Origin of the sequence: Microcoleus pseudofavosus SVA1_A4 (assembly GCF_036700565.1) — a bacterium.
Classification (GTDB): Bacteria; Cyanobacteriota; Cyanobacteriia; order Cyanobacteriales; family Microcoleaceae; genus Microcoleus.
This window is the reverse complement of record NZ_JAUBPE010000050.1, coordinates 1-19,726: the sequence shown is the minus strand read 5'-3', so window position 1 is coordinate 19,726 and position 19,726 is coordinate 1. Positions and strand designations below refer to the sequence as shown.

Here is a 19,726-nt window from a genome sequence, read left to right as displayed (position 1 = left end):
TTGAATTTTCGGCAATTCTTTCCATTCGGGCTCAATGGGTGAGTAGCAACAGTAGCATACCGCTAAACAGTCGTATGCAGCATTCGGAATTTCAGGCGTGTACTCCTGCGCGAAACCTCCCAATCTCCCCAGCGAACGTGAGTGCTGGCAGCAGGCGATTTAGGATCTGCACTCTCTTTAAATTGGCCAAAGTTTCGCAGGCGATCACCCGTTTTAGGCAGAGGTTTGTCTGAGTAGTCGTAGTGTTCTGCTAGGATACTCGTGAGAGCACCTGTATGGGAAAGCGATCTATCCTCCCATCCAGGGGAAGAAAGCGATTCTGTTTTGAAAACGATCAACCGTTTTGGCATTGATTTATGCCTCCCTCTAAGCATACTTTATATTTTCTTCAGTCCGCGCAGGCGGACTTTGTTTGTGTAGACGCGGTTTCAACCGCCGAATGATAATAAGAGGTAACTTTATATTTGATTGAGTCCGCTAGGAGTGAACTTCATTTATGTAGTTGCGGTTTCAACCCCCGAGGGTAAAGTGCGCGACTGTATTAACTTCCACAGCCGATCGCACTTTTGTCGATCTGTCGCTGTCGCGCACCTACTCCCAAATCAATCTGAAACAATCAGATTTAATCTCAATTAGCAATTAGCAATTACTAATTACCAGTTACCAATTAGCAATTAGCAATTACTCTACAAGTAATTACCAATTACCAACCGTAAACTATTTATTCAACGCTTCGCGGGCGGCTACCGCTTCGTCGGGATGAATGTTCAAGCGGGTCAAATTAATTCGACCTTTATTGTCAATTTCTCGCACTTTGACAATCACTTCATCGTTCACAGCTAACTCGTCTTCCACTTTCCCGACGCGGTAGTCCGCTAACTGGGAAATATGAATCATTCCTTCTTTTCCTGGCAGAATTTCCACAAAAGCGCCGATCGGAATAATTCGAGTTACTTTGCCGACATACACATCTCCTGCATTTAACTTGCGCGTCATGCCTTGGACGATGTTGTAAGCCCGCTGAGCTTTTTCGCTGTCGTTGCCAGCAATTGTCACGGTTCCGTCGTCTTCGATGTCTATTTTGACACCGGTTTCTTCGGTGATGGCTTTGATCGTTTTGCCACCGGGCCCAATTACCAAACCGATAAATTCAGGATCGATTTTCAGGGTTAACAAACGCGGTGCAAACGGCGACATTTCCTTGCGGGGAGTGTCGATGGTTGCCAGCATTCTTTCTAAAATGTGCAGTCTGGCCGGTTTGGCTTGGCGGATGGCGGTGGCAATCACATCTAAGGGCAAACCTTTGATTTTCATGTCCATCTGCAAAGCAGTAATCCCGGTGTCGGTACCGGCTACTTTGAAGTCCATGTCGCCTAAAAAGTCTTCAATTGCCTGAATGTCAGTCAAAATTCGGACTTCATCGCCTTCTTTAATTAAACCCATTGCCGCGCCGCTGACGGGTTGGGAAAGGGGAACGCCTGCATCCATTAATGCTAGCGTTGAGGCGCAAACTGAACCCATTGAGGTCGAACCGTCGGAAGAAAGGATTTCTGAAACTACGCGAATGACGTAGGGGAAATCTTCTTTGGATGGCAAAACCGGCAGCAAAGCGCGTTCTGCGAGGGCTCCGTGACCGATTTCTCGGCGTCCGGGCGATCGCATCGGCTTGGTTTCTCCTACCGAAAACGGCGGGAAATTGTAGTGATGCAAGTAGCGTTTGTCTTGCTGCGGGTGCAAGTCGTCTCCTAAATCTTGGGCATCGCCTGGGGTTCCCAGGGTTGCTGCGGACAAGACTTGGGTTAGACCGCGATTGAACAGCGCACAGCCGTGTACTCGCGACGGCAGCACCCCTACGCGACAAGAAACGGGTCGCACCTCGTCTAGGTTGCGGCCGTCTACACGAACGCCATCTTCGATGATTTGCTTCCGCATCATTTTTTTGGTAACGTCCTTGAAAACGTTGCCGATCGTCTTGCTGTTGGCGGTGGCGGCTAGTTTTACCGGGTCGTCTTCGGAGAGTTCGGCGATGGCAGATTCGACTGCATTTGCCTTAACTTCGTCCAATGCTGCATTCCGTATTGTTTTGTCTTTTTCAAATCTTGACAAAATGATGCGGATGGGTTCTTGGGCGCGATCGCGAATAAAGTTTTCCAGGGCCGAATCTTGCGATGGCCGTTCCTCTACCACCAAATCGATGCCCAATTCCGCCATAATTTCGCGCTGGGCTTGAATCAAGTCACAGGCTGCTTCATAGCCGAAGTCGATCGCCTCGATGATATCCTGTTCCGGCAATTGGTTCGCGCTGGCTTCCACCATGATTACTCCATCAGGAGAACCGGCTACCACCAGATCCAACTCGCCTTCTTTGATTTCGCTGTAGGTTGGGTTGATGATGAAATCGTCCCCTACCAAACCGACTCGCACTGCGGCCATCGGCCCGTAAAACGGCATTTTCGCCAGCAGTATCGCCACCGAAGCCCCCGTCACCGCCAAAACGTCCGGCGGCACTTGTTCGTCCATCGACAGCGTTGTTGCTACAACTTGGATGTCATCTCGCAGCCAGCTAGGAAATAGCGGGCGCAGCGGTCGATCGATCAAACGGCCCGTGAGAGTCACTTTTTCTGGTGGCCGCCCTTCCCGGCGCAAAAATCCACCGGGAATTTTACCGCCAGCGTAGAGTCTCTCTTCGTAATCTACCAACAGGGGCAGGAAATCAATTCCCTCTCTCCCCTGCGATCGAGTCGCCGTCACTAAAACCGCCGTGTCACCCGACTGAATCAAAACTGCACCGCCTGCTTGAGGCGCTAGTAAACCAATCTTCAGTCTAATATCCCGTCCATCGAAGGATATTGACTTGTCTATCTCTACCATGTAGCACTGCTTCCTTATCTACCACATTCTTTCTCTGTCGGGATCGTAACATTACCACAGGAGGTTTGAGAGGCAGCGACCAAAAGACAGGGATAATTCGGTGTCGATCGACTGCTGGCGCCTCGATTGTAAGCATTTATACTCTTTGATTATTTTTGGTATTCTGGGCTCGATTGGGCGATCGCCCGCCCAATACCTGAAATAGGTGGTAGGATAAATTTTCATTTGTCTGTTGTCAGTTAACTGTTGTCAGTTGACTGTTGACTGACTCATGAGTAATTCTGTGGTTAGTTAAAAAAATATTTTTTACAAATCAAACAAGATTGCTGTAGTAAATCTTGAAAATAATCAAGTTATAAGGATTCAATAAAATGGCCATTTTACACGGCACTTGGCTGCTAGATCGCGAAAAAAGTGGGTTATATATTTGGGGAGAAACTTGGCGAAAAATAGGGGCGAGCGACATCAGTGAATCGATAAATATTCGCCATCCATTGGCAATGGCCGAAGCTGAATTGAAGACGTTCTTAACTTCTTTGCAGCAGTCGGGAAAACTCAACTGGCAATTACCGGAAATTGCCGAAACTCCACCGGAAAAAGGCAAAAAAACTAGGCGATCGCCCAAAAGTCAAAACCCAGTAGAAATCCTCCCCCAAAACTCCTCAATTCAAAGGCAAATTCGGGCGATCGCACTTCCGACTCAAATCTCAGAATCGAACGCAACTCTGATGCCGCAGCACTCGGCCGCAGCTTTTTCTGAACCTGCCCCAACCGAGGAAATTTATCTTTATCCCTGGCAAGTCGAGGGTTATTTTCTCAACCCTAAAGCAGCTTTTGTTTTCTTGCAATCACTGCCGCTTAACAGCACAGAACCAGACTCTTTTGTCGGCTCAGATTTGCGTTTTTGGTCTCATGTTGCTAGGTGGAGTTTGGATTTGTTGGCAAGATGCAAATTTTTGCCTGGATTGGAGAAACAGTCCGACGGTTCCGCTATTGCCAAATGGCAACCTTTGTTAGATAGTTCTACAGATCAACTCCGTCTCGCTACTTTCGTCAAGCAAATGCCGACGGCTTGTAGAACATATCAGTTGTCAGTTGTCAGTTGTCAGTTGTCAGAAGAATCGAGTCAATTGCCTTTAGCGGTGGATTTGCCGGTGGGGGCCCAGGAATTGGTGTTAGGCTTTTTGAGCAGTGTTGTAGATGGTCAAGTGCGATCGGCTGGTAGCTCTACTTTAGAGATCAAAACAGTTTCTCCTACCCGCGAATGGCTGCAATCTTTGCAGCAAGAATCTGGTATTGTTCAAGCAGAATCAGCAGCCTTGGAAAGTTTAGCAACCAAACTGAAAGCTTGGACTGCACCGCTGCAAAATGCACCATCTCAACAAAATCAATTTCGCACTTGTTTTCAACTCATACCACCAGCGCCCGGTAAAGCCGACTGGAGTTTAAATTATTGCTTGCAAGCCGCAGATGAAGCAGAATTTTTGGTAGATGCGACAACTATTTGGAACAACTCAGTCGAGCGTTTGAATTATGCAGGCCGGACTATAGAATTACCTCAAGAAACTTTGCTCAGCGGCTTGGGTTTAGCCTCAAAACTTTATCCGTTAATTGAACCGAGTTTGCAAGTACAGCGACCTCAATCTTGTCTTTTAAAACCGTTAGATGCCTACAATTTTATCAAGTCTGTGGCTTGGCGGTTTACTGATAGCGGCTTGGGGGTAGTTTTGCCGCCTAGTTTGACAAAGACAGATGGTTGGGCGAGTCGTTTGGGTTTGAGTATTTTAGCCGAAACTCCGAAATTAAATCCTGCTAAGGGTGGAGTGGGATTGCAAAGTTTGCTAAGTTTTAAGTGGGAATTGACGATCGGCGGACAGCGCCTTTCTAAGGCAGAGTTTGACAGATTGATCGCGTTGAATTCGCCTTTGGTGGAAATTAACGGCGAGTGGGTGGAATTGCGGGCGCCGGATGTGAGGGCTGCTCAAACTTTTTTTGCCAGCCGCAAAGAGCAAATGACTCTTTCTTTGGAGGATGCTTTGCGTTTGGCTTCGGGCGATTCTCAGACGATCGAGAAATTGCCCGTGGTGAATTTTGAAGCAACTGGTCAACTTCAGGAGTTGCTGAATACTTTGAGCAATAATCAAGCGGTAAGTGCGATCGCAACTCCGGCTAGTTTCCGAGGAGAATTGCGGCCTTATCAAGCACTAGGAGTTGGCTGGTTGGCCTTCTTAGAACGCTGGGGTTTGGGGGCTTGTCTAGCGGACGATATGGGATTGGGAAAATCCATTGAGCTAATTGCTTTCCTCCTGCACTTGCAAGAACAAAATTCTCTAGAAGCGCCGACATTATTGGTTTGTCCGACATCGGTATTGGGCAATTGGGAGCGCGAAGTCAAGAAATTTGGTCCGACGCTGAAAGTGTTAGTTCACCACGGAGACAAACGCGCTAAAGGCAAAGCATTTGCGACGGCAATTAAGGGAAAGGATTTAATAATTACCAGTTACGCGCTAGTGTTTCGCGATGCTAAGGAAATTCAAAGCACTAAATGGCAAGGATTGGTTTTAGATGAAGCGCAAAATATCAAAAATTCGGAGTCTAAGCAGTCGAAAACAGTACGCGAAATCGAGGCATCTTTTAAAATTGCGCTGACGGGAACTCCGGTGGAAAATAGACTGCAAGAATTGTGGTCGATTTTGGAGTTTCTGAATCCTGGCTATTTGGGGCCGCGCAATTTCTTTCAGCGCCGATTTGCTATTCCGATCGAGAAATACGGAGATAGGGAATCATTGCAGAGTTTGCGATCGCTCGTTCGGCCTTTCATCCTCCGCCGCCTGAAAACTGACAAAGAAATCATCCAAGATTTGCCCGAAAAACAGGAAATGACTGTATTTTGTGGGCTGGCGGCTCAACAGGCGGTATTGTATCAGAAAATAGTCGAAGAGTCAATAGCTGAATTAGAATCCGCCGAAGGTATTCAGCGCCGGGGAATGATTCTGGCTTTGCTGGTAAAGCTGAAACAACTTTGCAACCATCCGGCTCTTGTGAAAGCAGAAGCTAAGCCAAAAGAATTGGGGATTAAGAGTCAGGAATCGGGGAAATTGCAGCGGTTGGTGGAAATGTTAGAAGAGGTGCTCGCTGAGGGCGATCGGGCTTTAATTTTTACTCAATTTGCGGAATGGGGAAAACTCCTGAAACCGCATCTAGAACAGCATTTGGGTCGAGAAATTTTGTTTTTGTACGGCGGCATTAAGCAGCAGCAGCGGGAAGAAATGATCGATCGCTTCCAGCACGATCCCCAAGGCCCACCGATTATGATTTTATCATTAAAAGCTGGCGGTACAGGCCTGAACTTAACCAGAGCAACCCACGTTTTTCACTATGACAGGTGGTGGAATCCAGCAGTTGAAAATCAAGCAACTGACCGCGTATTTCGCATCGGCCAAACTCGCAACGTGCAAGTCCACAAATTTGTCTGCACTGGTACATTAGAGGAAAAGATTCATGATATGATTGAAAGCAAAAAAGCCTTAGCCGAACAAGTAGTCAGCGCCGGTGAAAACTGGCTCACGGAGTTAGATACAGACCAACTTCGCAATTTACTAATCCTCGATCGAAATGCTATTATAGAAACAGAAGAAGAATAATATGATTAATTACCAATTCCCAACAGCACGACACGGATGTCACGAATACACGGATAGCTGTTTTTTCCTTTCTGACTCCAGCATCCAGGATACAAGCCCCCGGATTCATCCGTGGAGAAATAAAAAACCTGTATCCGATGAAACTTGCCCCCCGAATTTATCCGTAGGGTCAATGCTTCAGTCTAAAATCTAAAATCTAAAATCTAAAATCTAAAATCGATTGACTCCAGCATCCCAATTACCAATGCCCAATGCCCGCTGCCCAATTCCCAATTCCAAAATAAATGATTGACAGAGAATGGTGGACACAACAGTGGTTAGATTTAATCAATACCTACCGCTTCAAAAAGCGCTTAGAACGAGGCTGGCAATACGCGCGCGAAGGTAAAGTTCTCAGCATTAAATTTCCCGATCGAGAAGTAATTGCCATAGTTCAAGGAACAGATCCCAAACCCTATCAAGTTTCTTTAGGACTCGACACATTGACTGATGAAGATTGGGATTACGTGATTGAAAATATGTCGCAAAGAGCCGTTTTTTCAGCTAAACTCTTAGCAGGAGAAATGCCGCACAATATTGAAGATGTATTTGCAGCAGCCGGCAAAACGCTATTTCCGTTAAGTTTATCTGATATTCGATCGCGCTGTAGCTGTCCTGACCCCCAAAACCCTTGCAAACACATCAGTGCAGTATACTACTTATTGGGCGATCGCTTCAGCGAAGACCCCTTCGTACTCTTTCAACTGCGGGGCCGAACAAAAGAGCAAATCTTGACAGCACTCCGTCAAAGACGAGGTACGCAAGGAGAGGAAAATTCCCAACTCAACTCCGGCGAAAATTCCCCCACTGCGAATGCTAAATTGCCAAAGGTCGATCGCTTTTGGGAATACAACGAGCAGCTAGAATCATCTTTAGTAGTGATTGTACCGCCGCCCAGTAGCGAAACAGTATTAGATATTTTAGGCCCCATTCCCCTCGCAACGGACGGCAAAGGAACCGCTAGCAAATCCTCCCCCGCATCTGACGCACTCAAGCAGCATTTTAGCAAAATCTACCAAGCAGTTAGCCAGCAAGCAGTTTTAGCGGCACTGAAACGGGGCGAAGCAGATTAACAGATTATTCGGTATTGGTGATTTACGTTATGAACCGCTCAATCTGCAAAAAATGAAATAAGAAAATTCAGAAGATTGACTGAATTTTCTTATTTCATTTTTCATTCCGTGATTAAGCAACGCCGATTATTCTTTAGTCCGCTAGGAGTGGACTTTGTTCGTGTAGTCGCGGTTTTAACCGCCGAGTCTTATAGCTGAGAAAGGGTATATGATAATGTCTAATTGCGTTTAGCAGAAGGCGGATTCGTGAAACGCAACCAAGTTGCTAAAGTAGCTACCGCGAAAGTTGAAGCCAAGCTAAAAGTCAAGAAAGTTTCAAAGGCTGACATAAGGCTATTCCTACTTTTTGAGCGATCGAGTAAATCTTTTCATTCATCTTTATATCAGCTTCTATCAATTTTTTCAATCGGATCGCACATAAAGTTTTTACTACTTTAAATTTTGCAATCTTCGTTTACATAAATTTACACTTACCTCATATTACTCATAATCTCGATCAATTCCTGGGGGCGTTCAATCAAAAAATCGGGATTTTGTGCAGCCAAAGCTTCCTGAGAATTAAAACCCCAGCTTACAGCAATTACCTTAATTCCAGTTTTTTTAGCAGCGTCTATATCTCGGATTTCATCTCCCACATAAACGACTTCTTCAGCATTTATTTGCTCTCTTTTTAGCCATCTATTAATAACTTTATGTTTGCCAAAAGTTGAACCAGAATAAATAAACGTAAAAGTGTCTTGCAAACCGTTGATTTCCAGCGTTTCCAAGACATTTTCCCGGGAATTAGAGGTGATGATACCCAGTTGAAAGCCAAGTTTTTTTAACTCCAGCAAAACTTCTTTAATTCCCGGAAATAATTGAATGTTGGGAATTTCACTGTGCAACTCTGCTTTCAACTTTCTAATCAGCAGCGGGAATTTGAAGATAGAAATGCCAGAATATTTCAAGATTTGCCAAGAAGTTAAATTGCTCAGTTGAGCCAGTTCCTCTTTTGTGGCAGACTTAAAGCCAAATTCTACTGACAAACGGTTGGTGATGCTCAGAAGAATATCGATCGTATCTGCTAAAGTACCGTCAAAATCAAAAATAATTACTTTGGTCATTGGACAATAGCAAATAAGGAACGGGGGATCATACCATTTTAGATTTGAGATTTGAGATTTTAGATGGGGGAATGACTTACTGCATAATGTATTGGCTCTTGGTGCTCCGCGGGCAGCCTAGGGTTATTATCTATAGGGTAAGGTGCCCCACAAGCACCCTCCGCGCGAACATCTCAACTTTTAATGGTTAATTTGATTGGCTTTGGCATTTCGCCGCAGCATTTCGGGTTTAATTCGCCGCAGCGCCGAAGCTGTAAATCTGCGGTTCCATTCCTCGTCGGAAATGTCAGCTAATTCTGCAAGTGTCGGCGCTATGTTTTCAGGATAAGGCTCAAACTCTGCAACATCAGTTGGTTTCGCAAATCGCTGATTCCAAGGACAAACATCTTGGCAAATGTCGCAGCCTGCTACCCAACCTTGTAAATTAGAGGCAATTTCGTCGGGCAATTTTTCGGCTCGATTCTCGATCGTGTGATAAGCTATACATCGATCGGCATCCACGACAAAAGGCTCAGTAATCGCCCCGGTCGGACACGCCTCAATGCAGCGAGTACAAGTACCGCAATGTTCCGCATGAGACTCATCCGGCGCTAACTCCAAATTAGTCAAGATTTCGCCCAAAAACACCCAAGAACCGTATTCGCGCGAAATTACATTGCCATTTTTCGCAATCCAGCCAATCCCCGCACGCTGCGCCCACACTTTATCCTGAATCGGCCCGGTATCAGCATAATATCGCGCTTCTATTCCCTCGCCTTGCGATCGCATCCAATTTGCCAAAACCTTCAGTTTTTTGTGCAGGATTCTGTGGTAATCCCGCCCCCAGCCGTAACGAGAGATTTTGGCATATTCGGAACCCCCCGGGCGCTGGTGAGGCGTGTAGTAGTTGATGGCAACACATATTAATGACTGCACCTCTGGCATTACCGATCGAATATCCAGCCGTTTCGGGTTAGCCATCCATGCCATATCCGCCTGATAGCCCTTGTCCAGCCAAGCCTGCAATCTTTGTTTTTCTCGATCGAAATCCGCCTCTTTTGAGGCTATCCCGACTTTGTGAAATCCCAACTCAAGGGCTTTTTGCTTAATGCGATCGCTATTAATTGATGTTTTCATCGGGTAAAAAACCATATCACAAAATGCGCTATAAGTCTATTAATATTTAGACTGATTTAGTGAGAAAATTCATAATACTTTCACAATCTTTATATTTATAATTTTGAACTCTAATTTGTCAAAAACAATACATAATTTTAATTAAGGGAGAATTCGATTCGCCAATTCAAGTACGCAAGTAAAACCGACAGCGAATCCCACAGTATACACATGGCAGTTAGTATTCAATCCGCTCAATCTATTTTCTCCAACACCGAGATTGCTAGCGCTGTTCCGGCTACAACGGAAGCATTCTACAAACTCAGCGTTGAAGACCAACTGGCATTGCTATGGTATGCCTACACCGAAATGGGCATTACCATTACCGCAGCCGCCCCAGGAGTAGCCAGCATGGCGCTTGTCGAAGGCATACTCAACGAAATCAAGCAAATGTCGCCGGCTGCTCAAAGCAAAACCATGTTTGACCTAGCCAGCAACGCCGACACCACAATCGGCCGGATTTACACTTCCTTGCGCGTCAACACCAAACTCGGTTTCTGGTACGAGTTGGGACAGTTGATGAAACAGGGCGTTGTCGCTCCGATCCCCGCTGGCTATCAAATGTCTCCCGAAGCCACTACAGTTCTGGAAACCATCAAGAAACTAGATCCGGGTCAACAAATTACCGTACTTCGCAATACCGTAGTTCACATGGGCTACGACCCCGATTTCAGCCAAGAGTACGGCAAACGCTCGGCCCCCCGCAGCACTCCCACCGATCCGCAAGAGCGGGTGAAAACCAAAATTGAAGGTATCACCGAGCAGACTGTGCTCAGCTACATCGACTACATGAACGCCTTCGACTTCACCCCAGCCGTCGGTTTATTTGCTGAAGAAGGTGCCCTGCAACCGCCTTTCCAGAAGCCGATCGTCGGTCGCGAAGCTATCCTCAACTATATGCGGGAAGAGTGCATCGGACTCAAAATGATGCCGCAGCAAGGCGTATCGGAACCCGCAGAAGATGGCTACCGCCAAGTGAAAGTCACCGGCAAAGTCGAAACTCCCTGGTTTGGCGCGAATGTGGGTATGAACATCGCGTGGCGGTTTTTGCTAGATCCCCAAGGTCAAATTTTCTTTGTGGCGATCGACTTGTTGGCATCTCCTAAAGAATTGCTCAATTTGATCCGCAAATAAAATATTCGAGTTGGGTCAGTCAAACAGACTCTACAGAAATCCAGATGCCTGCAGGTGTCTGGGTTTGATATCATGTCCGGTTAATCAGTTATCATTTCAGTGCGAGCGAGACGCTCGCACTCGCAATAAATATAAGCGATCGCTCGGACATGATATGATGTCGGTCGATCGCTCTAAAAGCTGCGATCGGCACTCTCCATTTCCTCCTTTTTTAGGATAATTTTTTTTACTGGGCCTACTTATATCTTTTGAGGGATTGCTGCGACAAAGAGAATGATTACAGTAGACTCATTCATCTGAAATCACTTATTTTTATGATCGCAACAACTCGACCTATTTTAACTCGCTCTATAAAGATTGCCGGCATCACAAAGCCAGCGGTACTGCGATATTTTGAAACTTTCAACGCAGGCGATTTTGAAGCGACTGCTGATTTGTTTGCTGGTGACGGGGTTCTGCACGCGCCGTTTGAGGAGCCAATTATCGGTAAAAGCTCGATCGCCACTTATCTAAAAACAGAAGCGCGAGGAATGCAGCTCGAACCCCAGCAAGGTATCAGCCAAATTTTAGAAGATGGCCGAGTTGAAGTTCAGGTCAGCGGCCGGGTGCAAACTTCCGCATTTGGTATTAATGTCGGATGGCTGTTCGTTCTCAATTCTCACCAAGAAATCCTTTCTGTCACCGTCAAGCTGTTAGCTTCTCCCCAAGAATTGCTCAATCTGCGGTCGCATAAGAAATTTGATATTTAATGGGCTGTTTCACATTTAAATTGGATATTTGGGTTTGACCTGTCGATCGCACGTAATGCCTCAAGTCATGCGATCGACAGGTCGATCTGCTTTTTATAGGAAGAATGAGGCCCAAACCCGGTTTTTTACCCAAATCTCTGGTGATATCGTTTCCGGTGGCATCGGAATAATATATTTGGATGATGTCGCGTGCGAGCTTAAGAGCTCGCGATCCACGCCGCGAGCTCTTAAGCTCGCACTACATAATTCCGATGCCAGCGGATTTGATATGAAGCGTCACCAACGGTTAAAAAAACCGGTTTCTTCGCTATTTGTGCGATCGGGACTGTACCCCTACAATCTTACAGTCTCTTAGAGAGGGACGAGACAGCACGAAAAAGAGGCTGTCACCGCACCGTGCGACAGACAGCCACTAGACTCAAAAAGTGCATTGCCATTGACTAATGACTAATCACTAATGACCGATGACGAAGGATCGACGACTAAGGGCTAATTAAGATTTCTCTGGCAAACTCGCTTCCAACTTCAGACAGTTGCGACCGTCTAGTTGCAAACTGTAGTCCACCCGATCCATAAGTCTGCTCATAATCAGCCAGCCATAGCCGCTTTCCTGTTTAGCTTCCGGCCTCGGGGGACTGTAAGTATCCATTTCGTAACCTTTACCGTAATCCCAAATTTCTAAACCAATATCCCGATTTTTTAAATTCAAGCGAATTAACACCGGCAAATTGGGTTGATCTTTGTGAGCATGGCGGATCACGTTAGAATAGGCTTCTGCTAACACCAAGCGCAAACGATTCGACTGACGCGGCCAATCGACGTGCTCTCCTAGCTCTACTTCTAAACTGCTCAGCAACCAATTTTCAACAATTGTTAAAAACCGCAAGTCGCTTGGCACATGAAGCTCAGTATTCATAAAAAAATCCCGTAAGTTTGAAAACCCTGTGTCTTCACACCAGGTATGAAACACGACGCGCCGAATTGATTCGGCCTCAATACTTATCGCTAGCCAGGGGATACCAGCTTTTTCTGTTTAAAAAGAAGGCATTCGTCATTCGGTAGAAGGCATTCGTTAAGAGTATATTTGAAAACTTTAGTTATGGGTCTAAGGCCCATTAACAATAGATAATTATACTCAGGCTGCCATCCGCGAAGTATAAAAAATCTTTGTTTCAATCCCTGGCTTTTAAGCGTTGGTTATTTCTGACGAATGCCTTCTACCTTACCTTAACCATTTACAGCAGGTGTTTAATCCCCCAGGAAAGCGATTCAGGAAACTAGCAGCGCGATCGCGAGCTAGATTTTTTACTGTTGACGATAACGCAGTCCTTTGCGGGACTCTGTTGGCCGTCAACAAGCAGGGCTTGAGTTTTTTTCGCTCTCGCCCCCGACTATCCGCCGGGAGTTGCTGACAGATTCAGAGAACCTCCAGAGAGAGTATAGTTTGGTCGTCTTCCTGAACTGGATTGTCAGCTCGGATGTGAGCCAATAAATTGTCCAAGTTGAAGGAACCAGGCTCCTCAATCAAAAGTTGCCAAAGCCCTTCTTGTTGTAGCATAGAACGGGTTTGTTCACCCCCTGCGACCGCTTCAGTAGTCACGGTAGCTTCAGTAATCCCGTCACTCGTCAGCAGAAATACATCTCCTGACTTTAATTCGATCGCACCTGCTTTGCCCCTCCAAACTGGCAGTATCCCCAAGGGAATGCCGCGAGCTTTCAGGAAATTCGGCTCGACTTGCGTTTTACCGCTAGCGGATTGAGCTTTCACCTCCGAGTGAGACCAAACGATCGGGTAAATGTGACCGGCATTAGCAAAGGCCAGGTGTCCCGTTGACGGAGTGTAACGAGCTACAACCATTGTAATAAAATGGTTGTTGCCGATCAGGTCATCAGACATAGTGCTATTCATGTTCTGCATAACTTGATCTGGTTCTGGAGAAATTTCTTGGGAAAGTTCCCGCCGCATCACCGAAATCGCGCTAGCCATAAATAGAGCAGCCGGAACTCCCTTACCCGAAACATCTCCCACCGCTATCCAAATATCCCCTTGAGAGTGGACGTAGACTTCAAAAAAGTCACCGCCAACTTCCCGCGCGGGATAGCAGCAAGCTTGCACCCTGACTGTTTCAAAATCCGGCCAACTTTGGCGCAACAAGTTTGTTTGGATTTGGCGGGCCACTTCCAACTCGTTTTGCATCTGCTTGGCTAAATCCAGAGTCCGCTGGTATAGCTTAGCTTGAGACAGAGCCAGAGCAGCTTGAGCTGCTACACCTTCTATTAACTCTATATCTTCTGCCGACCAAGGGTTAGTGCCGCCAATCTGGCACAAAGCCAGTACCGCCAGCAATTCTTGCTGGTAAGTCAGGGGTACGGCAATCTCAACCGATTTACCGTCCCCCCCACTGTTTGGGTTCACTTGAGTTTGGCGGCTGGCTACTGCTTGAACCAGCAAATTTTCATCAAAAGAAAAGCTGCTAGGTTCTGCGGTTTGGGCTTGATAGGGGAAGGTACTCGGCAATAGTCGATCGGCCTCTACCGGCCGCAGCATACAATAATTGGCCTCAAAAGTTTGACCTACGGTTTGAACAATAGTTTGTACCATACTAGAGTAATCTAGCGACCCGCGAATCACGCTCATTACGTCATTGAACAGAGATTCTCTGCGCAAAGCGCGGCGCAGTGCAACGCTGCGCTGCTTGTAGTATTTGTAAGTTTCTGAGGCTTGATTGATCACCAATTTGAGTTCTTCTGGATTCCACGGTTTGGTGATGTATTTGAAAACTTGACCTGAGTTGATGGCCTCGACCAAATCTTCAACATCTGTGTATCCAGTCAACAGAATCCGAATCGTATCAGGAAAGCGATCGACTGTTTTCCCCAAAAACTCGGTGCCATTCATTTCTGGCATCCGCTGGTCAGATATAATCACCGCCATCTCGCCCTGTTCGTCTAGAACTTCCAGGGCGCTGAGGGCGCTATCTGCTTTGTAAACCTGAAAGTCGCGTCGAAACGTCCGGTACAGCAAATCCAAGTTGTCGGGTTCGTCATCGACTACCATTAGTTTCAGCTTGCTTCCATCTCCCCGACTCATGCTATTCCCTACTCCTAGGCGAATTAATCAGGTCTAAAACTAGCTTGTCAATTACCCTTCGCTGATTCAGCAGAGCCGCATTAGCGTGAGGGGTTCGGGTTTCATAGGTCAGTGCCATGACGAGTGATACCACCACAAGGATATTCGGAACTTGCAGCCGGTCGCGGTCTTATCTGACCTCGCCTTGGTTTAGAACTCGTCGTTTACTCCCCTTACTGCCAAATCAAGTTAATTTTTCTGCCAGTCTGAGCTTAGCAGAACGAGAGCGGGGATTTCTAGCTACTTCTTCGGATTGTGGCACGATCGGCTTTTTTGTCAGTACCTGCAAACTGGGTGTTCCTCTGAGTTGGTGCTTGACCGGTCGGTCTTCCAGGCTGTGAAATGTAATGATTCCGATTCTCCCACCGGGTTTTAACCACCTTGGGGCTTGGTTGAGGAAAGTTTCTAAAGAAGCTAGTTCGGAGTTGACAGCTATCCTTAAAGCTTGGAAAGTGCGGGTGGCCGGATGGATTCTACCGTTGCGCTGCTTGGGTGGGAAGGTGCTGGCGATCGCGCTAGCCAGTTCTGTTGTAGTTTGAAAAGGACGGCTTGCGACAATCCGCCTCGCGATGCGTCGCGACAGTCGTTCCTCGCCGTATTTGTAAATAATATCTGCTAGTTTAACTTCTTCCCAGTGATTGATAATCTCTTCTGCGGTCAAAGATTGCTGCTGGTTCATACGCATATCTAGTTGAGCTGGGTGGCGAAAACTAAATCCCCGTTCCGGTGTATCGAACTGAGCCGAGCTGACGCCCAAGTCTGCTATGATACCATCAAATTCGGCATCTGGGGACTTGTATTCAGCAAAGTTGCCGTGCCAAAACTCAACGGGCGAGTTGGCAAATCGGGTTTTGCAAAAACGGATGGCTTGTTCGTCGCGGTCGATCGCCACCACTGTAACATCGGCCGCCGCCGCTAAAATCAAACTCGTGTGTCCGCCGCCCCCAAGCGTCGCGTCCAAATAGCGGCCGCCGGGACGCACAGCCAAACCCGCAATTAATTCGCTTCCCAAAACTGGAACGTGATAGGTGTCAATGCTGACATCCGATCCAAGGGTGTCCTTCTCAGAAAGCTCGATATCCTTCATAATCATAAAAGCCAAACAAAAATCAACAATAGCTAGTAATCATTAATTCATTTAATTATGTCAAGAATTGAGACTAGAACCGAACCGATGGTGCTCAACATGGGGCCGCACCACCCATCCATGCACGGGGTACTCCGGCTAATCGTCACCCTAGACGGGGAAGACGTAGTTGACTGCGAGCCTGTTTTGGGCTATCTGCACCGCGGCATGGAAAAAATCGCCGAAAATCGCACGAACGTAATGTACGTGCCCTACGTGAGCCGCTGGGACTATGCGGAGGGGATGTTTAACGAAGCGGTGACAGTAAATGCGCCGGAAAAGTTGGCGAATATTGCTGTCCCCAAACGGGCGAGTTACATTCGGGTAATCATGCTGGAGTTGAACCGGATTGCTAACCATTTGTTGTGGTTGGGGCCGTTTTTGGCGGACGTGGGGGCGCAAACTCCTTTTTTCTATACTATGCGCGATCGCGAACCAATTCTCGACTTGTGGGAAGCCGCTACAGGTTATCGCATGGTGAATAATAACTATTTCCGAATTGGCGGAGTCGCCGCAGATTTGCCCTACGGTTGGGTAGATAAGTGCCACGATTTCTGCGATTATTTCGTTCCCAAAATCGACGAGTACGAACGTTTAATTACCAACAATCCAATCTTCCGCCGCCGGATTGAAGGGCTGGGTACTATTTCTCGCGAAGAAGCGATTAACTGGGGACTGTCCGGCCCCATGTTGCGCGCTTCCGGCGTTAAGTGGGATTTGCGGAAAGTTGACCATTACGAATGTTACGACGACTTCGACTGGGAAGTTTGTACAGAAGCTGCTGGCGATTGTTTGGCCCGGTATTTGGTGCGGGTTCGGGAGATGCGCGAGTCGGTTAAGATTCTCTATCAAGCCTTGAAAGGACTCCCCGGTGGCTCTTACGAGAATTTGGAAGCGAAGCGACTCGAAAGCGGGCCAAAATCTGAATGGAATGGTTTTGACTATCAGTTTATTGGCAAAAAAGTAGCGCCGACTTTTAAGATTCCCAAGGGCGAACATTATGTCCGGGTTGAAAGCGGCAAGGGTGAGTTGGGGATTTATATTATCGGGGATGATAATGTGTTCCCTTGGCGCTGGAAGATTCGGACTGGGGATTTTAATAATTTGCAGATTTTGCCTCACATTGTTCGCGGCGTGAAGATTGCGGATTTGGTGGCGATTTTGGGGAGTATCGACATTATTATGGGCTCGGTTGACAGGTAGGTAGAGGAAAAGGGCGATCGCATTTTTGGGCTGTTTGCTAAAAAGTGCGATCGGCTACTATAAATTATGGAAGCTCAACCAAAAGAAATTCAGCGTTACGTCACACCAGATGGCAAAATTCCTTTCACTGAATGGTTGAAGTCTCTTCGAGATATCAAAGCTGAAGCCAAGATTCGCGGTAGGCTAGACAGAATTAAGCTCGGCAATTTGGGAGACTGTCGCTCAGTAGGAGAAGGTGTTGTTGAATTAAAAATTGACTGGGGTCCAGGCTACCGCGTCTACTTTGGGCAAATAGAGCAAACGATTGTTCTCATCCTCTGCGGTGGAGATAAAAGCACTCAAAATCGAGATATTCGTAAAGCAATTGAATATTGGATAGATTACAGGAGTCGAGACAATGCCTAAAAGTGTAAGTTACCAAGATGACTTGATTGAATTCCTGAAAAAACCTGAAGCTGCTGCTGCTTATATCGAGGCAATTTTGGAAGAAAAAAATGCAGAAGCTGAACTTTTGCCACTAGCAATTAGTAATGTAGTTGAGGCTCGCGGGGGCATAATTCAGCTTTCAAATGCAGCTAAATTGTATTGTGAAAAATTGCAGAATTTACTATCGAAAACAGGAGGAGATGAAGTTTATCTGTTGGTGGCGTTGCTGGATGCTTTGGGATTTCAGCTACAAATAGGGGTTAAATCTGATAGTTCAACATTCGAGGCTGAGGGTGCGATCGCAGTCGCAGAGCATCTTCCCACAGTATAATGATTAATTATGGCAGTCCAGCAATCAGATATTAACGATAGTAACCCGGAACTCTGCGCTTTAATCTGCGAAAGAATTGCCGCAACTCCACAGGGGCGTATTACTTTTGCTGAATATATGAATTTGGCATTATATCATCCGCAGCACGGTTATTATAATAGCGATCGCCCATCGATCGGCAAACAAGGCGACTTTATCACGTCGCCTCATTGGAGTGCTGATTTTGCGGAGGTTTTGGCAGAGCAGTTTGTGGAAATGTGGCAAATTCTCGATCGACCTTTCAATTTCGCGATCGTAGAAATGGGCGCTGGGCGGGGAACTTTTGCAGCTAATGTGCTGCAATACCTGCAACGGCAACATCCCGACTTATTTAAAAATTTAACATACATAATTGTTGAAATTTCGCCAATACTTCAAGCGGAACAACGCCAAAGATTAGGTGATATCAAGTGCGTTAAGTGGTGCAATTGGGATGAGATAGTTAATAATTCAATTGTCGGTTGTTTCTTTTCTAACGAGTTAGTGGATGCTTTGCCAGTGCATCAATTCATTCTGGAAGAAGGGCAAGTTAGGGAGATTTACGTTGCCGCAGAAACTCCCAAAAATGAACAAAAAGAGATCAAATTTATTGAAGTAATTGGCGAAGTTTCCACGCCAAAAATTTCCGAATATTTTGATTTTGTAAGCATCGATTTGTCTGCGAATGTTTACGGGGATGGTTATCGCAGTGAGGTGAATTTGGCGGCTTTGGACTGGATGAGTACAGTTGCTCAAAAGTTGCAGCGGGGATATTTGTTAACTATTGATTACGGTTATCCGGCGCACCGCTATTACAATCCGAGGCGCCGGGAGGGGACGCTACAGTGTTATTATCTGCACCGATATCACAATAATCCTTATATTAATGTGGGGCGGCAGGATTTAACGGCTCATGTTAATTTTACGGCGCTGGAAAGGCAGGGTGAATTGTGCGGTTTGGATGTGGTAGGGTTTACTCAGCAGGCTTTGTTTTTGATGGCGTTGGGTTTGGGCGATCGTATTGCTTCTCTGTCTACAAATGATGCACAAGCATTGGATTTGGCAACCTTTTTGCGCCGACGGGAGGCTTTGCATCAGTTGATCGATCCGATGGGTTTGGGGGGTTTTGGGGTTTTGGTGCAGTCGAAGGGGTTGAGGGAGGAGGAAAAAGTGCGTGAAGCGAAGCTATCCCGTAGGGAATCGCTCCAAGGTTTCACAGTGCCTTAAGTTAACTATAATCAGCAACACGCACTCTTTTCCAATTACTTTTGTCATCACTTAAGCGCACTGACTCAGTGGCGGAAATTCCCATTTTCCAGAATATAAAGTAGATGGCAGCTTTAAACAATAGGCAGCAGGAATCACCTCGATCAACCACCAATTAAACATATCTCGTTGAGCCGCAGCAAAACCAGAAATGGCGTCCCCGGTAATGGCATCATACAAAATATCCAAGATGGCATTATAGGCTGTTTTGCTGTTGAGTGTTTGCAGCAAGCCGTAGAAGATATTATAAGCTTCGTTACTAGCTTGATATTTTCCGATTTGGTTGATATTAGGAAACAACGTATTAGCCCAAGTTTCTGGGATTTCACAACTATCCTTCAGCCAACAAGATACAATTGCTTCAACGATATCAGCTTTGTGTTCTTCAGGAAAGTAATGTTTAATGGTCGGTTTAGCTGCTAATGCTATTCCATAAGCCATGTAGACATATCGCTGAT

The 19,726-nt window shown here is 46.4% G+C and carries 16 protein-coding genes; 8 read left to right on the top strand and 8 right to left on the bottom strand.

Annotation, left to right across the window (positions count from 1 at the left end; all coding sequences use genetic code 11):
• Positions 1 to 62: 62 nt before the first annotated feature.
• The gene (locus QUA02_RS20690) at positions 63 to 350 is read right to left on the bottom strand and encodes a hypothetical protein (RefSeq protein WP_333030272.1); all 288 of its coding nucleotides are present in this window, start codon (positions 348 to 350) and stop codon (positions 63 to 65) included.
• A gap of 367 nt (positions 351 to 717) precedes the next feature.
• Positions 718 to 2,871 (bottom strand): polyribonucleotide nucleotidyltransferase, encoded by a 2,154-nt coding sequence (locus tag QUA02_RS20685; RefSeq protein WP_333030271.1) that lies wholly within the window; start codon positions 2,869 to 2,871, stop codon positions 718 to 720.
• Positions 2,872 to 3,242: 371 nt separating this feature from the next.
• On the opposite strand from QUA02_RS20685, the gene QUA02_RS20680 reads away from it, so the two are divergent.
• A complete protein-coding gene (locus QUA02_RS20680; RefSeq protein ID WP_333030270.1) occupies positions 3,243 to 6,515 on the top strand; it encodes a sll1366 family intein-prone helicase in 3,273 nt (1,090 codons plus the stop codon).
• 284 nt (positions 6,516 to 6,799) lie between these two features.
• Positions 6,800 to 7,627 carry an SWIM zinc finger family protein gene (locus tag QUA02_RS20675; RefSeq protein WP_333030269.1) on the top strand — a complete coding sequence of 276 codons (828 nt, stop codon included), beginning with the start codon at positions 6,800 to 6,802 and terminating at the stop codon, positions 7,625 to 7,627.
• 470 nt (positions 7,628 to 8,097) lie between these two features.
• Here the strand turns inward: QUA02_RS20675 and QUA02_RS20670 are convergent, their stop codons facing one another.
• The gene (locus tag QUA02_RS20670; protein ID WP_333030268.1) at positions 8,098 to 8,730 is read right to left on the bottom strand and encodes an HAD-IA family hydrolase; all 633 of its coding nucleotides are present in this window, start codon (positions 8,728 to 8,730) and stop codon (positions 8,098 to 8,100) included.
• Positions 8,731 to 8,910: 180 nt separating this feature from the next.
• Positions 8,911 to 9,846 carry a tRNA epoxyqueuosine(34) reductase QueG gene (gene queG / locus QUA02_RS20665; RefSeq protein WP_333030267.1) on the bottom strand — a complete coding sequence of 312 codons (936 nt, stop codon included), beginning with the start codon at positions 9,844 to 9,846 and terminating at the stop codon, positions 8,911 to 8,913.
• A gap of 210 nt (positions 9,847 to 10,056) precedes the next feature.
• Between queG and QUA02_RS20660 the strand changes: the two genes are divergently transcribed.
• Both QUA02_RS20660 and QUA02_RS20655 read left to right on the top strand, forming a co-directional pair.
• On the top strand, positions 10,057 to 11,019 hold the full coding sequence (locus QUA02_RS20660; protein WP_333030266.1) for an orange carotenoid protein N-terminal domain-containing protein: 963 nt from the start codon (positions 10,057 to 10,059) through the stop codon (positions 11,017 to 11,019).
• Positions 11,020 to 11,333: 314 nt separating this feature from the next.
• Positions 11,334 to 11,768 (top strand): nuclear transport factor 2 family protein, encoded by a 435-nt coding sequence (locus QUA02_RS20655; protein WP_333030265.1) that lies wholly within the window; start codon positions 11,334 to 11,336, stop codon positions 11,766 to 11,768.
• Positions 11,769 to 12,261: 493 nt separating this feature from the next.
• On the opposite strand, the gene QUA02_RS20650 is transcribed toward QUA02_RS20655, so the two are convergent.
• The 3 genes from QUA02_RS20650 to rsmH form a co-directional block, all read right to left on the bottom strand.
• Entirely contained in the window at positions 12,262 to 12,684 is a 423-nt protein-coding gene (locus QUA02_RS20650; RefSeq protein ID WP_293256122.1) for an ATP-binding protein, read from the bottom strand.
• Between the two features lie 501 nt (positions 12,685 to 13,185).
• On the bottom strand, positions 13,186 to 14,859 hold the full coding sequence (locus QUA02_RS20645; RefSeq protein WP_333030264.1) for a SpoIIE family protein phosphatase: 1,674 nt from the start codon (positions 14,857 to 14,859) through the stop codon (positions 13,186 to 13,188).
• Between the two features lie 223 nt (positions 14,860 to 15,082).
• Positions 15,083 to 15,985 carry a 16S rRNA (cytosine(1402)-N(4))-methyltransferase RsmH gene (gene rsmH / locus QUA02_RS20640; protein ID WP_333030263.1) on the bottom strand — a complete coding sequence of 301 codons (903 nt, stop codon included), beginning with the start codon at positions 15,983 to 15,985 and terminating at the stop codon, positions 15,083 to 15,085.
• Between the two features lie 57 nt (positions 15,986 to 16,042).
• Between rsmH and QUA02_RS20635 the strand changes: the two genes are divergently transcribed.
• The 4 genes from QUA02_RS20635 to QUA02_RS20620 all read left to right on the top strand — a co-directional run bounded on the left by QUA02_RS20635 (position 16,043) and on the right by QUA02_RS20620 (position 19,229).
• Positions 16,043 to 17,227, top strand: coding sequence for an NAD(P)H-quinone oxidoreductase subunit H (locus QUA02_RS20635; protein WP_333030262.1), 1,185 nt, complete (start codon positions 16,043 to 16,045; stop codon positions 17,225 to 17,227).
• A 66-nt stretch (positions 17,228 to 17,293) separates the two neighbouring features.
• Positions 17,294 to 17,632 (top strand): type II toxin-antitoxin system RelE/ParE family toxin, encoded by a 339-nt coding sequence (locus QUA02_RS20630; RefSeq protein ID WP_333030261.1) that lies wholly within the window; start codon positions 17,294 to 17,296, stop codon positions 17,630 to 17,632.
• Positions 17,625 to 17,984: a helix-turn-helix domain-containing transcriptional regulator gene (locus QUA02_RS20625; RefSeq protein ID WP_333030259.1), complete on the top strand. Its 360-nt coding sequence runs from the start codon at positions 17,625 to 17,627 to the stop codon at positions 17,982 to 17,984. The genes QUA02_RS20630 and QUA02_RS20625 overlap by 8 nt, the downstream gene beginning before the upstream one ends.
• A 9-nt stretch (positions 17,985 to 17,993) precedes the next feature.
• The gene (locus QUA02_RS20620; RefSeq protein WP_333030258.1) at positions 17,994 to 19,229 is read left to right on the top strand and encodes a class I SAM-dependent methyltransferase; all 1,236 of its coding nucleotides are present in this window, start codon (positions 17,994 to 17,996) and stop codon (positions 19,227 to 19,229) included.
• Between the two features lie 51 nt (positions 19,230 to 19,280).
• On the opposite strand, the gene QUA02_RS20615 is transcribed toward QUA02_RS20620, so the two are convergent.
• A partial coding sequence (locus QUA02_RS20615; RefSeq protein ID WP_333030257.1) for a hypothetical protein occupies positions 19,281 to 19,726 on the bottom strand: 446 nt, incomplete at its 5' end.

Coding starts and splice junctions, on each gene's coding strand:
- QUA02_RS20680 (WP_333030270.1), top strand. CDS start 3,243: ATGGCCATTTTACACGGCACTTGGCTGCTAGATCGCGAAAAAAGTGGG.
- QUA02_RS20630 (WP_333030261.1), top strand. CDS start 17,294: ATGGAAGCTCAACCAAAAGAAATTCAGCGTTACGTCACACCAGATGGC.
- QUA02_RS20670 (WP_333030268.1), bottom strand. CDS start 8,730: ATGACCAAAGTAATTATTTTTGATTTTGACGGTACTTTAGCAGATACG.
- QUA02_RS20685 (WP_333030271.1), bottom strand. CDS start 2,871: ATGGTAGAGATAGACAAGTCAATATCCTTCGATGGACGGGATATTAGA.
- QUA02_RS20690 (WP_333030272.1), bottom strand. CDS start 350: ATGCCAAAACGGTTGATCGTTTTCAAAACAGAATCGCTTTCTTCCCCT.
- QUA02_RS20675 (WP_333030269.1), top strand. CDS start 6,800: ATGATTGACAGAGAATGGTGGACACAACAGTGGTTAGATTTAATCAAT.
- QUA02_RS20655 (WP_333030265.1), top strand. CDS start 11,334: ATGATCGCAACAACTCGACCTATTTTAACTCGCTCTATAAAGATTGCC.
- QUA02_RS20625 (WP_333030259.1), top strand. CDS start 17,625: ATGCCTAAAAGTGTAAGTTACCAAGATGACTTGATTGAATTCCTGAAA.
- rsmH (WP_333030263.1), bottom strand. CDS start 15,985: ATGAAGGATATCGAGCTTTCTGAGAAGGACACCCTTGGATCGGATGTC.
- queG (WP_333030267.1), bottom strand. CDS start 9,846: ATGAAAACATCAATTAATAGCGATCGCATTAAGCAAAAAGCCCTTGAG.
- QUA02_RS20650 (WP_293256122.1), bottom strand. CDS start 12,684: ATGAATACTGAGCTTCATGTGCCAAGCGACTTGCGGTTTTTAACAATT.
- QUA02_RS20660 (WP_333030266.1), top strand. CDS start 10,057: ATGGCAGTTAGTATTCAATCCGCTCAATCTATTTTCTCCAACACCGAG.
- QUA02_RS20635 (WP_333030262.1), top strand. CDS start 16,043: ATGTCAAGAATTGAGACTAGAACCGAACCGATGGTGCTCAACATGGGG.
- QUA02_RS20645 (WP_333030264.1), bottom strand. CDS start 14,859: ATGAGTCGGGGAGATGGAAGCAAGCTGAAACTAATGGTAGTCGATGAC.
- QUA02_RS20620 (WP_333030258.1), top strand. CDS start 17,994: ATGGCAGTCCAGCAATCAGATATTAACGATAGTAACCCGGAACTCTGC.